Annotated in this window: 19 protein-coding genes; 15 read left to right on the top strand and 4 right to left on the bottom strand. The window is 52.4% G+C overall.

Annotation, left to right across the window (positions count from 1 at the left end; genetic code table 11):
- Positions 1 to 112: 112 nt before the first annotated feature.
- The 14 genes from fliI (at position 113) to flhB (ending at position 11,594) form a co-directional block, all read left to right on the top strand.
- The gene (gene fliI, locus AC4FIC_RS03360; protein ID WP_100256985.1) at positions 113 to 1,528 is read left to right on the top strand and encodes a flagellar protein export ATPase FliI; all 1,416 of its coding nucleotides are present in this window, start codon (positions 113 to 115) and stop codon (positions 1,526 to 1,528) included.
- Complete coding sequence (gene fliJ, locus AC4FIC_RS03365; protein WP_100256986.1) at positions 1,525 to 1,956, top strand: flagellar export protein FliJ; 432 nt, start codon at positions 1,525 to 1,527, stop codon at positions 1,954 to 1,956. The genes fliI and fliJ overlap by 4 nt, the downstream gene beginning before the upstream one ends.
- 319 nt (positions 1,957 to 2,275) lie before the next feature.
- Positions 2,276 to 2,575 (top strand): STAS domain-containing protein, encoded by a 300-nt coding sequence (locus AC4FIC_RS03370; protein ID WP_100256987.1) that lies wholly within the window; start codon positions 2,276 to 2,278, stop codon positions 2,573 to 2,575.
- Positions 2,576 to 2,587: 12 nt separating this feature from the next.
- A complete protein-coding gene (locus AC4FIC_RS03375) occupies positions 2,588 to 4,267 on the top strand; it encodes an ATP-binding SpoIIE family protein phosphatase (RefSeq protein ID WP_475844215.1) in 1,680 nt (559 codons plus the stop codon).
- Between the two features lie 8 nt (positions 4,268 to 4,275).
- A complete protein-coding gene (locus AC4FIC_RS03380) occupies positions 4,276 to 4,623 on the top strand; it encodes an Hpt domain-containing protein (RefSeq protein ID WP_273285662.1) in 348 nt (115 codons plus the stop codon).
- Positions 4,624 to 4,790: 167 nt separating this feature from the next.
- Positions 4,791 to 5,849 (top strand): flagellar hook-length control protein FliK, encoded by a 1,059-nt coding sequence (locus tag AC4FIC_RS03385; protein ID WP_100256990.1) that lies wholly within the window; start codon positions 4,791 to 4,793, stop codon positions 5,847 to 5,849.
- A 178-nt stretch (positions 5,850 to 6,027) separates the two neighbouring features.
- On the top strand, positions 6,028 to 6,552 hold the full coding sequence (locus AC4FIC_RS03390) for a flagellar basal body-associated FliL family protein (protein WP_100256991.1): 525 nt from the start codon (positions 6,028 to 6,030) through the stop codon (positions 6,550 to 6,552).
- Positions 6,553 to 6,561: 9 nt separating this feature from the next.
- Positions 6,562 to 7,644, top strand: a complete 1,083-nt coding sequence (gene fliM / locus AC4FIC_RS03395; protein WP_273285657.1) for a flagellar motor switch protein FliM — start codon at positions 6,562 to 6,564, stop codon at positions 7,642 to 7,644.
- Positions 7,645 to 7,679: 35 nt separating this feature from the next.
- Positions 7,680 to 8,117 (top strand): flagellar motor switch protein FliN, encoded by a 438-nt coding sequence (gene fliN, locus AC4FIC_RS03400; RefSeq protein WP_100256993.1) that lies wholly within the window; start codon positions 7,680 to 7,682, stop codon positions 8,115 to 8,117.
- Between the two features lie 45 nt (positions 8,118 to 8,162).
- Complete coding sequence (gene fliO / locus AC4FIC_RS03405; RefSeq protein WP_100256994.1) at positions 8,163 to 8,624, top strand: flagellar biosynthetic protein FliO; 462 nt, start codon at positions 8,163 to 8,165, stop codon at positions 8,622 to 8,624.
- Positions 8,625 to 8,631: 7 nt separating this feature from the next.
- Positions 8,632 to 9,387, top strand: a complete 756-nt coding sequence (gene fliP, locus AC4FIC_RS03410; RefSeq protein WP_100256995.1) for a flagellar type III secretion system pore protein FliP — start codon at positions 8,632 to 8,634, stop codon at positions 9,385 to 9,387.
- 10 nt (positions 9,388 to 9,397) lie between these two features.
- On the top strand, positions 9,398 to 9,667 hold the full coding sequence (locus tag AC4FIC_RS03415; RefSeq protein WP_100256996.1) for a flagellar biosynthetic protein FliQ: 270 nt from the start codon (positions 9,398 to 9,400) through the stop codon (positions 9,665 to 9,667).
- 4 nt (positions 9,668 to 9,671) lie between these two features.
- Positions 9,672 to 10,448, top strand: coding sequence for a flagellar biosynthetic protein FliR (gene fliR / locus AC4FIC_RS03420; protein WP_100256997.1), 777 nt, complete (start codon positions 9,672 to 9,674; stop codon positions 10,446 to 10,448).
- Positions 10,449 to 10,457: 9 nt separating this feature from the next.
- Positions 10,458 to 11,594 (top strand): flagellar biosynthesis protein FlhB, encoded by a 1,137-nt coding sequence (gene flhB, locus AC4FIC_RS03425; RefSeq protein WP_100256998.1) that lies wholly within the window; start codon positions 10,458 to 10,460, stop codon positions 11,592 to 11,594.
- Between the two features lie 49 nt (positions 11,595 to 11,643).
- Here the strand turns inward: flhB and AC4FIC_RS03430 are convergent, their stop codons facing one another.
- Genes AC4FIC_RS03430 through AC4FIC_RS03440 form a run of 3 tightly spaced genes read right to left on the bottom strand, consistent with a single transcriptional unit; the run spans position 11,644 to position 13,332 of the window.
- A complete protein-coding gene (locus tag AC4FIC_RS03430) occupies positions 11,644 to 12,372 on the bottom strand; it encodes a heparan-alpha-glucosaminide N-acetyltransferase (protein WP_158524323.1) in 729 nt (242 codons plus the stop codon).
- Positions 12,373 to 12,419: 47 nt separating this feature from the next.
- Positions 12,420 to 13,007 carry a hypothetical protein gene (locus tag AC4FIC_RS03435; RefSeq protein WP_273285623.1) on the bottom strand — a complete coding sequence of 196 codons (588 nt, stop codon included), beginning with the start codon at positions 13,005 to 13,007 and terminating at the stop codon, positions 12,420 to 12,422.
- Positions 12,991 to 13,332, bottom strand: coding sequence for a hypothetical protein (locus AC4FIC_RS03440; RefSeq protein WP_145980260.1), 342 nt, complete (start codon positions 13,330 to 13,332; stop codon positions 12,991 to 12,993). The genes AC4FIC_RS03435 and AC4FIC_RS03440 overlap by 17 nt, the downstream gene beginning before the upstream one ends.
- 71 nt (positions 13,333 to 13,403) lie before the next feature.
- On the opposite strand from AC4FIC_RS03440, the gene AC4FIC_RS03445 reads away from it, so the two are divergent.
- Positions 13,404 to 14,438 carry an NADP(H)-dependent aldo-keto reductase gene (locus tag AC4FIC_RS03445; RefSeq protein ID WP_273285620.1) on the top strand — a complete coding sequence of 345 codons (1,035 nt, stop codon included), beginning with the start codon at positions 13,404 to 13,406 and terminating at the stop codon, positions 14,436 to 14,438.
- Positions 14,439 to 14,441: 3 nt separating this feature from the next.
- Here the strand turns inward: AC4FIC_RS03445 and AC4FIC_RS03450 are convergent, their stop codons facing one another.
- Positions 14,442 to 14,708: a PilZ domain-containing protein gene (locus tag AC4FIC_RS03450; RefSeq protein WP_100257003.1), complete on the bottom strand. Its 267-nt coding sequence runs from the start codon at positions 14,706 to 14,708 to the stop codon at positions 14,442 to 14,444.
- Positions 14,709 to 14,746: the final 38 nt, after the last annotated feature.

Consider the following 14,746-nt stretch of genomic DNA (forward strand, 5'->3'; position numbering starts at 1 on the left):
GAACCAGCAGTGGCTGATCCGTCGGCGATCACAACCGAACCCCCGGAAGAGACGTTTTCTGAGTCGGAAACGCTTATCGATCAAAGCCCCGAGGCCGATTCGGAACCCGTCCATGAGTGAACAGCCGCTAAGCGATTTTATCGCCGATTGCGAGCAGCGGGTCGACACAGAAATTCATCCAATCTGCCAGGGGCGTTTAACCCGAATGGTTGGCCTAACCTTAGAAGCTGTTGGTCTCAACGCCAGCGTCGGGCAGCGCTGTCAGGTCATCGATCAACAGCAAGTCATCGAGGCCGAAGTGGTCGGTTTCCACGATGAGAAAACCTTCTTAATGCCGATCCAAGCGGTGCATTCATTGCGCCCCGGCGCGCGTGTGGTGCCATTGGAAACTGGGAATGATCTGGTATTGGGCGATGAATTGCTCGGACGAGTAGTGAACGGCTTTGGCGAGGCCATCGATGGGAAGGGTGAGTTGCGCTGCCGCGTGCAACAAAGTTTGAATGGTTCAATTATAAATCCACTTCATCGGGCCCCCATACGTCAGCCATTGGATGTCGGCATCCGCGCTATTAACTCGCTCTTGACGGTGGGTCGCGGGCAGCGTTTGGGACTGTTTGCCGGGTCGGGTGTGGGTAAGTCGGTCTTGCTTGGCATGATGACCAAATTCACCGATGCCGACATCACCATCGTCGGGCTGATCGGGGAGCGGGGCCGTGAGGTTAAGGAGTTTATTGAAGATATTCTAGGCGAGGATGGCTTGGCGCGCAGCGTCGTTGTCGCCTCGCCGGCCGATGATGCGCCATTGCTGCGCTTGCGTGCAGCCCAATACACCACGGCGATTGCCGAATATTTTCGTTCGCAAGGCAAGTCTGTGCTACTGCTGATGGACTCCCTTACCCGTTACGCTCAGGCCCAGCGCGAGATTGCCTTGGCCATCGGCGAACCGCCGGTGACCAAGGGCTATCCGCCGTCAGTCTTTGCACGCATTCCACAACTGGTTGAGCGGGCCGGCAACGCCGAAGTGGGCGGCGGCTCCATTACCGCCTTTTATACTGTGCTCACGGAAGGCGATGACCAGCAAGATCCGGTCGCCGACGCGTCACGCGCCATCTTGGACGGGCACTTTGTGCTCAATCGGAAGCTGGCCGAAGAGGGCCACTATCCGGCGATCGATATTGAACAGAGCATCAGTCGTGCGATGCCTCAGGTGGTGTCGGATGAACACCTGAAAACGGCCCAGTCGGCCAAGCAGCTCTGGTCGACCTATGCCCAGAACAAGGATCTTATCGCCATTGGTGCCTACACCAAGGGTACCAATCCAGAAATCGATAAGGCCATCAGCCTGTATCCGACCTTGCGCGATTTTTTGCGCCAGGGTTTGCGTGAACAGGTGCCTTTCAAACAGTCCGTTCAGCTATTGACGGGTGTTGTCAACTCAGCCCCGGCCGCAGCCGCTGCCGGAGCGGGTATGGCCGGTGGTCGACCCTTGCGTCAGAATCGACCGGCGGCCCCGGCTAAGCCACAGTGAAGCGCTCGGTCCGGCTGGGGATTGTCGAAAAATTGGCCAAGCAGCGTGAAGACCAGGCTGCGCAGGCTTTGGCCCAGGTGCGCGCGCAACTGGACGTTGAGAACAACCGGTTGTTGGAGTTGGGTCAATATCGCGAAGAGTACCTCGGCTATCTCGATCAGCAGGGGGCATTGGGCATCAGTATGCAGCAGTGGCGCCGAACGCAGGGCTTTATTGATCAGCTGGCGGATTTGGCGCAACGCCAACAGATTACTATTGACGGCTGGCACGCACGTGAACAGCAAGTCTTGGACAAGTGGCAGCTGCTCTATCAGAGACGCAAGAATATTGGCCAATATATCGACAAGTTGTCTATCGAAGAAGTCTTGGTCGAGGACAAAAAAGAACAAAAGGTGATCGATGAATTGATCAGTCAGCGTTTTCGTTGAGTTTTCTGGTGCGCAGGCGCACAATCTAAAATTTTTCCTAGGTTACGTATAAGTATCGCTAACGCTCTTTAGGCGGTGGAGTATTGCTGAGTTAGGCAATTGCAGCAAATTAGTCCTTAAGCGATAAGGGCCTAGATCCGGCAGTTCTGCCTAAAATGCCGTTAAAAGCGTTTTACTGGGTGTGGGCAACTGTTTTAAATGTCGTTAAAATAATCACAGCATGAAATGGACGTTCTGAGCTTAGTTCCTTGCCCTGATGGAGAATAATGGAGAAGGAACTACAGTTATAGGAAATGTGGCACATAAACGAGGATTGAACATGGCAGTCACTGCATCAACGAACGGTAACACGATCAAATTGAAGGTTTCAGGTCGATTTGATTTCAGTTCCCATCAAGAATTCCGGCAAATTTACGAATCGGTCTCGGTCGAGGTCACCAACTATATAGTCGATATGGCCGAAGCGACCTACTTGGACAGCTCAGCCCTGGGCATGCTGTTGCTAATGCGCGACCACGCCGGTGGCGATAACGCCAATATTGATATAGTCAACTGTAATGAAGATGTTAAAAAAATCTTAACCATCTCAAACTTTGGGCAATTGTTTAAAATTAGTTAAGACGAGATACGGATGAACTCTTCACTGCGCATTTTGATCGCTGATGACAACGAATCCGATCGGATGATATTGCGCAGTATTGTCAGCAAGGAGGGCCACGAGGTCATACTGGCGGCCAATGGTGAAGAGGCCATTCGTCTGTTTTGGGAGCACCGACCCGATCTCATCCTACTCGATGTTATTATGCCTATCATGGACGGTCTATCCGTCGCCAAAGAGCTGCGCAGCCGGCTCGCAGAAGACTATGTTCCCATTGTATTTTTGACCTCTCTGCAAGACCCGGAGTCACTGGCTAAATGCCTAGACTCTGGCGGAGACGACTTCCTCTCCAAACCCTATAATAGGGTGATTTTAAAAGCCAAGATCAAGGCCTTTGGCCGTATGCGTCTTATGCACGAGAAACTGCAGGCGCACAATCGTCAGATGTTGATCGAACAACAGGTGGCGAAAACCATTTTCGATAATGTGGCCCATTCCGGTTGTCTTGATCTGGCCAATATCTCCCACAGCCTGTCGCCCTTATCGGTCTTTAACGGCGATACGGTATTGGCCGAGCGCAAACCAGACGGTGGTCTGCACCTGTTTTTGGGTGATTTTACCGGTCACGGTCTGCCTGCGGCCATTGGTGCGATGCCGCTGGCGGAGATTTTCTATGGTATGACCGCCAAGGGTTTTGCCATGGAAGAGGTGTTGCGGGAAATAAACAGTAAGTTACGCGGGATCTTACCGGTCGGTGTATTTTGCTGTGGGTGCTTTGTCGAACTCAATTTTTACGAAAAGCATGCCAAGATATGGTTGGGTGGTTTGCCCGATATAGTGTGTTTCCGCGCTGAAAGCCAAACAATCGAAACCTTTAGAGCCAGCAATTTGCCCTTGGGTGTGCTCGACGCGCATCAATTTCAGCCTGAATTTATCAATTTAACCATGGCCGATAATGATGAACTTTTTATCTGGTCCGATGGCATTATTGAAGCGCGCAATGAGGCCGGGGAGTTCTTTGGCGAAGACCGTCTGCAGGCGATATTTAAACAGTCTGCCGTCGACACCCTGTTCAGCTCGATCCTGACGGCGGTCGAGCGGTTTGTTGGTGAAACGGGCGCAGATGACGATCTGACGCTGCTCAGCGTTAAGATGGTCGATATGGATGTACTTGGCCTGCCTGATCTGGAAAATAAACGGGGCTCGCTGGTGGGGCCCCAGGATTGGGAACTGTCCTATACCTTGGGGCCTTTAACACTGCGCGGCTTCAATCCCCTGCCCATGGTGTTAAATATCATAACCGAAGTCGAGGGCTTGCGCGGTTTGAGTGGTCAACTCTACACCCTGTTGGCCGAACTCTATTCTAATGCTCTTGAACACGGTGTCTTATCACTGTCCTCTGCGCTTAAATCATCGACAGATGGCTTCAGCGCCTATTATGCCGAACGCGAGCGACGCTTGTCGGTACTCACCGAAGGCAAAATCATCATTAGCGTCAGCCATTATCCTGAAGCGACCGGCGGTGTGCTTGAAGTGACTATTAGCGATAGCGGGCAGGGCTTTGATCACCAGCTGTTTTTAGCCCGCGACGTTTCCGACGACGGTTGCAGTGGTCGTGGCTTGCGTTTGATCGATGGCATCTGTGAAGATTTTTATTACAACCCAACGGGCAACGCAGTCACCGCGTTACTGCGTTGGCCTTCGAGCCGGTAGGCCGCACCATGTCGAGCGCGCGCGTGGATAGGCAAGTCTTAACAGAATTACAGAGTCTATTGGAAGACGACTTTTCAGACCTGATCGCGATCTTTATTCGGGATGCCCAGCACCGACTCGAGCAGTTGAGGGCGGCCATCACAGCACAGGACCTTAGCACTGCGCGGATGTCGGCGCACAGTTTAAAGGGATCGAGCGGCAATATGGGCTGCGTCGAATTTAACCAACTCAGTGATCAGATGGAAGACTACGCCAAAGCCGGTCAGCTGGAGCGCTGCGAGGCCCTTATGCCGGTCTTGGTGCAGGAGGCTGAATGGGTTTTTGGCGAGTTGAATGGCCTGCTGATAAACCCATGAACAGGCCCCTGTTAGCCACCATCGATCCCTGTTGCATGCTAATGGGATCTATATATTCCCCGTATTATTGATCTCCCCACCGTAGTTTGCGCGCATTTTAAAATTCTTAAACATGGCCCCAGGATTGCATTAACTAATGAAACCGCTCAACTTAGGTCTTAGTGATTATGCTGTCTTATCTGATGCAGGCCATCGAAGTAAAGAACCAAAACACCCCGGCTACAGCGCGAAACGTCGCCGCCAAACGCTTAGAAGATCACGAGCGGGCTGATGAGCGGCGTTTCGATCAGTTGCTCAGCAAGACCGAATCGGTGGCTCGGGTTGCCGATCGGCAGACAAAATTGGCCGCTGACGATGCACAGCTGCGGGAGGATAGCGGTGAGGATTTGCCGCAATCTGACTTGTCCGATCCGGTAGAAGAGATGGACAGTGAAGGATTCTTGAACTATCTGATGGCAAATGCTGGTCTGCTGGCGCCTTCCAGTTCAGAAGCCGCGCGCGCCGGACCACCATCACCATCGCTAACGCCATCGTCTTCGCCGTCTGCAGAAACCACGGATGTGCAGGCAGGTTCGACAGAAGGCGATGATGCCAACCTACTGGGCGCCGATACTAAACCCAATACGCCGGCGGTGACGGTCGCCAACGCGCAACGGGTCAACACCATGGCGCTGAGCGCCGCAACCGACAGCCCAGCGGCGCCGGTATTAAGGCCTTTATCAGGCCTCGGCTCGATCAATGAGCCGTCGGCTCGACCCGCGTTGGCCGCCACTCCTAATCCTCTGGCCGCCAAAACAGATGAACTCCTCAATCGTCCCATGAAGCTCGATTATGCCGGCAGTGAACTGTTTGACAAGATTCAAATGATGACCCGAGGCGGCTTGCAACAGGCGGTGATCCGTCTCGATCCGCCAGAGCTGGGTGCTTTAGAAGTGCGCATACTGGTGCAGCAGGATCAAACTCAGGTCCAAATAGTGTCCAGTTCAAGTGTGGTACGCGACCTGTTGGAGCAACAGTCTACTCGACTGCGAGAATCCTTGGCGGAACAAGGTATGGCGCTGGCTAATTTGGATGTACAGGACTCATCTAGCCAGGGGCAGGGGGGCGCGACGCGCGACGGTGGCTCTGGTGTCAATAATGCTCCGGCCGAGCCTGGTTTCGATGGCGTGAGCGAACCGGCCGCCGAGGTTATCCAGAACCTCAGCCTGGTCGATCAATACGTTTAAGGGTGGCAGCATTTTGACGGTTTCAAAAACCCCCAATCTGAATCAGATAACGCACAATGAATTTGTCCCTTGGCAGGTAATAGACATGACGGGCTTCGACGAAACTTTGATATACTCCGGGCCACCTTATGGCACACTGCTTGCTGTTTTTTAAATAACCGAATGTTAGGACCGAATTATGGCCGATGAAGATATCCCAGTCCCTGAGGGCGAGGCGAAGGGCGGAGGCAAACTCAAGCTGATATTGATGATCGTATTCGGTGTTTTGCTTATTGCCATCCTGTCTGTTGGGGGTACCTGGTTCCTGTTGAAGGACAAGATGTCTGCCGCCGAGCCCTTGGCAACGGCAGCAAATGGCATGGCCATTCCGGCGCAGATGCCGATCGCAGCTTTATATCATGCGATGCAGCCTGCCTTTGTGATCAATTATACCCAAAACGGCAAAATGCGGTTTTTACAGGTAGAGTTGTCCGTATTAACCCGAGATCCGGCCGTTATTGCGTTGCTCGCGCTGCACAATCCATTGATCCGGAATAACTTATTGGATGTATTCAGTCGCCAAGATGTCGCGCAAGTAGGCAGTGCTGCGGGCAAACAAAAATTGGCCGATGAATTAACCGCCTCCGTTCAAGATATTATGAAGGCCGAAATGGACGATCCTGGTATTGAGTCCGTTTTATATCGCAGTTTTATTTTGCAATAGGGTGAAGTAGTGCAAGATTTACTTTCGCAAGACGAAATTGACGCCTTATTACATGGCATCGATGATGGCGCTCTAGATGACGACTATGGCGCCGAAGATGACGCTGAAGCAGAGCAAGAGCAAGAGCGAGCAAAAGAAAAAGAAGTAAAGGCGACCAGCTCCTACGATTTGACCAGTCAGGATCGAATCGTGCGCGGCCGAATGCCGACGCTGGAAATGATTAACGAGCGGTTTGCTCGCTACACGCGTGTGAGTATGTTCAATCTATTGCGGCGCAGCTGCAATGTGGCCGCCGGTGGGGTGCAGATCCTCAAATTTGGCGAATACCTGCACACTCTGTACGTTCCGACTAGCCTGAATTTAGTCAAGATACGGCCATTGCGCGGCACGGCGTTGTTTATCCTCGACGCCGGCCTGGTGTTTAAGTTGGTTGATAACTTCTTCGGCGGAGACGGGCGGCACGCAAAAATTGAAGGTCGGGAATTCACCCCTACCGAAGTCCGCATCGTGCAGAAGGTCTTAGATCAGGTCTTCGAAGACATGAAGGAAGCCTGGAGCGCGGTGCTGGACATCGATTTTGAATATATAGCGATGGAGATCAATCCCTCCATGGCTAATATCGTCTCACCCAGTGAGGTCGTGGTGGTCAGTACTTTTCATGTCGAGCTGGACGGTGGTGGTGGCGACATACACATGACCATGCCCTATTCGATGATTGAACCGGTGCGCGAAGTACTGGATGCCGGCGTTCAATCGGATATTGACGAGATCGACGAGCGCTGGGTTGAGTCCCTGCGACACGATATGCTCGATGCTAAAATAGAAATTAACGCTACGGTAGCCAAGCGCGAGATCAAATTGAAAGAGTTGGTAGGCCTCCAGGCCGGTGACATTATCCCGATCGATTTGCCACCCTTTATTACCATGACGGCCAATTCGATTCCCCTATTCGATACCACGTTGGGCCAGTCCGGTGACAATCTCGCGCTGCGGATTGAAGCCATCTGTAAACCGGTCACAGTCGATCTAGGGGGCATGAAAAGCAAGCTGAAGTCCATGCGTACCAAAAAGAAACCTGAAAAGGCCAGCTAAGCCCCATCAGACACCCAGTTTTAGGAGATGTAAAGATGAGTGATGACAACCCAGATGGTATTGATGTTGATGCGCTAATTGATGGTCTTAGCCCGGAAACCGATGATTCCGCAGATGAATGGGGAGCCATGGGGGATTCGGCAAACGGCGATGTTGAAGTCGCGCCGCTTGAGCAATTCAAAGACAGGGCTGGAAAAGGCTTTAGTGAAAATAATCCTAATTTGGAAGTCATACTCGATATTCCAGTCACCATTTCGATGGAAGTGGGCGCGACCAAGATTCCGATTCGGAATCTGCTTCAGCTGAACCAGGGCAGTGTGATTGAATTGGATCGATTGGCGGGTGAGCCGTTGGATGTCCTGGTCAATGGCCGACTGATCGCGCACGGCGAGGTAGTCATGGTCAATGAAAAGTTCGGCATTCGCTTGACCGATGTGGTTAGCCAACAAGAGCGGATTCAAAAGCTGAGTTAAAGCCCGATGTTTTAGGTATCGGCAAGTCGCTAAGAGGTTAAGTTCATGGTCGGTTGGGGTCAAAAGCCTTTAGGGCTGGGGTTGTTAGGCCTGGGGTCGGTCGGTCGGGTGTATGCCGAAGTGGGCGTTTCAACGGCCAGCCAAGACTATCTTAAAGTAATTTTAATGCTGATCTTAGTAGTTGGCCTTATCTTTGCGTGTGCATGGTTAATACGACGGATGTCTGGCGGTGTTGGTCTGAACCAGAAGCACATTCAAGTGTTATCGGTAATGCCCTTGGGTACGCGCGAAAAATTGATGATAATTCGAGCAGCATCGGAATATTTATTGATCGGTGTGACGCCTAATGGGATTCAAACGCTACATCGTTTTGAAGAACCGATAGACTTGAACGGCCCTGCTCAAACCAGCCCGTTTGCCGACCGACTTAAAGGTCTGTTAAAGGGTTTCGATAGTGAACCAATGTCTCAACACAAAAATTCACCCAACGACGGGCGCAAAGACTGAGTCCTGGGTGGCGTTAGCCCGTGCAAGTAAGGTTCCCTTCGCGTTCATACTGCTCTGTTGCTTAACTCCTGCAGTCTATGGTGCCGGCATTCCGGCGATTGAGTTCAATACCGCCGCCGATGGCGGTACCAGCTATTCAGTGACCATCCAAATTCTCGCCCTGATGACGGCCCTGACCTTCATTCCGGCGATTCTCATGATGATGACAGCCTTTACGCGCATTATCGTTGTCTTCGCCATCCTCCGCCAAGCCATCGGTCTGCAACAAACACCGTCCAACCAGATGCTGATTGGTTTGGCCCTGTTCCTAACCTTTTTTGTTATGGCACCGGTCTTTGACCAGATCAATGTCGATGCCATCCAGCCTTATATGGCCGAAGAAATTCTCCCGTTAGAGGCCCTAGATCGGGCCGTCGCGCCGTTAAAGACCTTTATGTTGGAGCAGACTCGTGACAGCGATATGACGTTGTTTATTCGCTTGGCCGGGGAGGTGGATAATTTTGACACGCCCGAAGACGTGCCGCTTAATATTTTGATGCCAGCCTTCGTGACCAGCGAATTGAAGACCGCTTTTCAGATCGGGTTTTTGCTCTTTATACCCTTCCTGATCATCGATTTGGTTATTGCCTCCATTCTGATGGCCATGGGTATGATGATGCTGTCGCCCATTATTATCTCCTTGCCGTTCAAAATCATGCTGTTTGTCCTAGTCGACGGTTGGGCCATGGTTATGGGTTCGGTCGCGTCCAGCTTTAATATGTAGGAGCCAACCAATGAATGCGATGAATATCGGTGATATTTTCTCAGAAGCGCTCTTTATAGTGGTACTGATGGTCAGTGTGATTATCGTTCCCAGCTTGTTGGTCGGTTTGATCGTGGCCACCTTTCAGGCGGCGACCCAAATTAATGAGCAAACCCTAAGTTTTTTACCGCGCTTGCTGGTGACATTGTTGATGATGCTGGTCTCAGGACCCTATTTGATCGGTAAACTTGTGGATTACGTCAATAATATATTTCTCAACATCCCCCTGATGATAGGTTAGCCGGATGCTGGAAATTTCCGATGCCATGATCGCCAGTTGGGTCAGTCACTTTATGTGGCCGTTTTTCCGCATCAGTTCTTTTCTCGTCATCGTTCCGGTGATTGGTTCACGGCTCATCCCGGTGCGTTTGCGCTTGGGTCTGGCGCTGGTGATGACCACCGCGATCTATCCCGTGCTGCCGCCGATGCCCATTATTGAAGCGCTTAACACTCAAACAATCGTCATAATTCTCGAACAGGTGCTTATCGGCACAACCCTAGGGTTTCTGGTCTTCGGTATCATGCAGGTGTTTATCCTCGCCGGCCAAACCATTTCCATGCAGATGGGCTTGGGTTTTGCGTCGATGGTCGACCCCGCCAATGGGGTGTCGGTCGCGGTCTTGAGTCAGTGGTATCAGGCCTTGGTGACGCTGGTCTATCTGGCCATTAACGGTCATCTGATTACGCTTGAGGTGGTCGTGGACTCCTTCTACTCATTGCCCGTCGGCGAAGGTCTGTTTACCGCACACGCATGGAAAACCTTGGCCGATTTCGGCGCTTGGGTCTTTCGCGCCAGCTTGATGTTAGCCTTGCCGGCGGCCTCAGCCTTGCTCTTGGTAAACATTGCCTTCGGTGTGATGACGCGTGCGGCACCGCAGTTGAACGTATTTGCACTCGGTTTTCCAATTACCATGCTCGGCGGTCTGATCATTGTTTGGGCCAGCTACGCCGCAGCCAGCCCGTTGGTCGAACAGTTTCTAACCATCCATGTCACGTTAATGAGAACCTTAGTCGGTTTATAGGAGCTTGTGATGGCTGAGGAAGATTCCTCCCAGGAAAAAACAGAAGAACCCACGTCCAGGAAACTCGAGAAAACGCGCGAGGAGGGCAACGTCGTGCGCTCGAAAGAGCTCAACACCAGCGCTATCTTGATCGTGTCGGCAATCTGTATTCTGGTATTTGGTCCGTTGATGGGCAACACCCTAATGGAAGTGATGCGCTTCTGTTTTGATTTCGATGCCCGTGCCAGTTGGGACACCAATATCAGCGGTGAATATTTCTTGGCCTCTATCTATGCCGCCTTTACCGCGCTGTTACCTTTCTTTGCTCTGCTGCTGTTAACCGCGCTGGCTGCGCCGATGAGCCTGGGTGGCTGGAACTTTTCGACCAAGGCCTTAGCCCCGAAAGCATCGCGTATGAATCCCTTCTCGGGGCTCAAACGGATGTTTTCAATGAATTCCTTAGTTGAACTGCTCAAAGGCTGGGGTAAGGTCATCGTTGTCGCCACATCCGCCATCCTGGTGTTATTCGGCCTGAAGGATCAGTTTCTATCGATGATTTTTGAACCGACCCCAAACGCCATTGCTCACGCCAGTAGAACCCTGGCCTGGTCCTTTCTATTGATGGCCTGTAGCACGTTGATAATTGCCCTTATTGACGTGCCGTTTCAGATTTTCAGTCATGCCAAAAAACTGCGCATGACCATGCAAGAAATTAAGGACGAATATAAGAGCTCTGAGGGTAAGCCGGAAATTAAGGCCAAAATTCGTCAGTTGCAGCGCGATATGGCCAATCGACGCATGATGAGCGATGTGCCCGAGGCCGATGTGATCATCACCAACCCAACGCACTATGCTGTAGCGCTAAAATATAAGCCGAACGAGATGCCGGCTCCGCTGATGGTCGCCAAGGGGGTTGATATGGTGGCACTGAAGATTCGTGAAATTGGCGGAGAGTATAAGGTGCCAATTCTGGAGCTGCCGGCCTTGTCGCGATCTATTTATCACCACACCGAGATTGGTGGCGAAATCCCCGAAGGGCTCTATATTGCCGTGGCCCAGGTCTTGGCTTATATCTATCAGGTGGAGCAATGGAAAAAAGGCAACGTGCAGGAAAAACCACAAGAACCGTCGTATCCCATTCCAAACGATTTACGCCAAGATACCTAATGGGAACCAACTTGCCCAACGCCAGGCTGGGCACTTAGTGGCCTAGGCCTTAATGCAATAGCCGATCCAGCAGCCAAGCCAGACCGAACAACGGCGCCTGATGGAGCAGATAAAACAGCAAGCTGTGTTGGCCCAACCAAGCAACGGGCCGCCTGAGCCAACCCAACGGCATCGAATAGACGCCCCAAAACTCGCGCTTGGCCAGATATATGCCGATCAACACCATGCCGAGCCAGGGAATCAGACGCGTCAGATCTTGAGTGCCGCGCGGCAGATGCAGGGTCGGTTGGAGTGCTTGGTAGAGCGGTGCCAGGTTAAACCAGTCCAGCAGATTGTAGAGCAGGAAGATTGCCACCCCAGTAATCAAGGCCGTCCTAGGGGCTTTGATAAAGGGCAGGGCCAAGACCGATGCCACGGCAATAAAATGCAGCACGCCAAACCAAACCCAGGACTGCGGGTACATCAGGTAGGTGGTTAGGCTAATCACCAGAGCGCCAGCGATAATTTTTACTTCACGCAGATAGAAATGGCGCCATTGGATCGCTTTGCTGTGGCCCAGATACAGGCCGGCGCCGACCGCGATAAAGAAGAGTGTGACGATGAGGTAGCGAAACCAACTGAAAAATCCGCCGTTCATTTCGAACCGAAGGAAGCCAAAAGCGCTTAGGTCATAGCAAAAATGGAAACCGGCCATCAACAGAACGGCCAGCCCCCTGAGCTCATCGACTAACGGGATGCGTTGGCCAGTGTGAACTGCACCGGAGTTCACATCAGACATGCTTGACATTCATTAGGCAAAAAACGGCATAGTGAGCAAAGTTGCCATTAGTTCGCGTCTTTGAGGTCTGGCATCGGCACACTGGGCAGATAGACCAGTTGGTGGTTGGGTTGCGTTACCTGCCAAGCCAGTTGATGTTGCACCGTTGCGGTGGAAGAGCGCCAAGAGGATTTGAGGATCAACCGATCGGCAGCCAGTTCGTTGGCGTAATCGGCCGATGCCGGTTGCGCCTCAGCGCTAGGGTCGGAAAGCACCCGCTGCGTGACGGCCGGGCCATATTGGCTGTTCATCAGCGCCAAAATCTGCTGATATTGGTCTACCGCCTGCTGAATATTCGCCGGATCGTTGGTGGTAAATAGGAACCGTCCCTCGATCAGCATCAGGTCCTTGAACTGATAAACAATACGCGCCTGCTCAACACCGGGAATATCAGCCTGGTAAATTAGATAGTCCAGTTCACCGATGGGCGTCAGATTGAGCCTGCTTTCAAGCGCGCGGATCTCGGCCGGCGACATGCCCCACGCGGCCTCACCAAAGTCTGCCCCATGAACTGGAGCAAAGCCCAGCACCATTAGGCAAAGCGCAGCCAGGCCGACTCTCTGCAACTTATGCAGCCGGCTAATTAAACAGATCAAGGAGTTCATCGCCTGATAAGGTATTAAAGTCCTTCAGGACCCGTTCTGGTTTCTTCGGTTTGACAACTTCCGGCTTGGCTTTGGCGTCGGCCTGAGCTTGGGCCAAACGTTGATTCGCCGTATTGAGACCGGAGCTGCTGTCCTTCAGGCCGTTTTCTTCCAGGAATTGTTGATAAGCCGACTTCATGCGCTTATGTTTATGCTTTTCCAAGCGGTTGTGGCTGGGTATTTTGCCCATCTCGCCCTGCTTGATAAAGTCTTTCTTCGATCCTGTTTTTACACCCAGTAGGCCTTTCATAGACCGGGATTTTGACTTGCGTGGCATACTTCGTCCATTAATGTGTTAATAATTGGGCTATTATAGACTGTTCTGAATCATAAATATCGGAACTATCTATGGAATACCGTCAATTAGGGCGTACAGATCTAAAAGTGTCTAAAATTTGCCTAGGTACTATGACTTGGGGCGAGCAAAATACCGAAGCCGAAGCCCATGCGCAGATGGACTATGCCTTAGCGCATGACATTAATTTCTTCGATGCCGCTGAGATGTATCCCGTCCCGCCCAGGCCGGAAACCCAGGGCCGGACCGAATCCTATATAGGCACCTGGCTCGCCAAAACCGGTCATCGCCAACGATTAATCCTGGCCTCAAAGGTGGCCTCGACCGGCATGGACTATATTCGGCCCGATGCCAATCTGCGCGCCGAGCAGATTGTCGCGGCGGTAGAAAGCAGCTTGGAGCGCCTAAGAACCGACTATATCGATCTGTACCAATTGCATTGGCCAAGCCGTTCGACCAATTTCTTTGGCAAGTTGGGCTATAGCGCTAGTGACAACGCGGACCAAGACGTTGCCATCGAAGAAACCCTGATCGCTTGCGATCGCCTGATCCAGGCTGGCAAGATCCGCCATCTCGGTCTGTCCAATGAGACGCCCTGGGGTGTCGCCGAATTCTTGCGGGTGTCTCGCGAATCCGGCCTGGCCCGGGTGGTCTCAATTCAAAACCCTTACAGCCTGTTGAATCGGACCTTTGAAGTGGGACTGGCGGAGTTTGCGCATCGTGAACAGGTTGGTCTACTGGCCTATTCGCCGTTGGCCATGGGCCTGCTCAGTGGCAAATATCGTCACGGTGCTAAGCCGGAGGGTTCCCGACTGTCGTTGTTTACCCGTTTTCAACGCTATAACTCGACCTTGGCGGAAAATACCACGGAGCAGTATTTGACCATTGCCGATCAGTTCGGTCTCGACCCGTCTCAGATGGCACTGGCTTATGTCAGTAGCCGCTCCTTTGTGACCAGTAACATTATTGGCGCCACCAATCTGGTGCAGCTGGCGAGCAATATTGCCAGCGCCGAGCTGAGCCTGAGTGACGAGGTGCTGAGTGCGCTTGAGGCCGTTCATGCCAGTCAGCCGAACCCTTGTCCCTAAGGGCTAGAGAATCTTAAGACCGATGCGCGCAGCGCTAATATTGACCACCGACAGCGTCAGTTCCGGGCCCTCTATTGGCAAGCCAACGATCTTGGCTTGGACCTTCATGCCGACGCACCAGTCGGTGACCGGGGTCGTAGGTCGATGGATGCCGATGCCGCCGTTCGAGATGTCCCGGGTTTCGACCCGCAGGCCCTGACCCTGATCCAGGGTCATCTGAACAATCATCTTGATCGGTGTGCGCGGATGCTGTCGTTGGTCATCGTCCATAAGGCCTTAAATGACCGAATAGGTTAAAGGATTGCTGT

This window comes from Reinekea sp. (assembly GCF_982785585.1).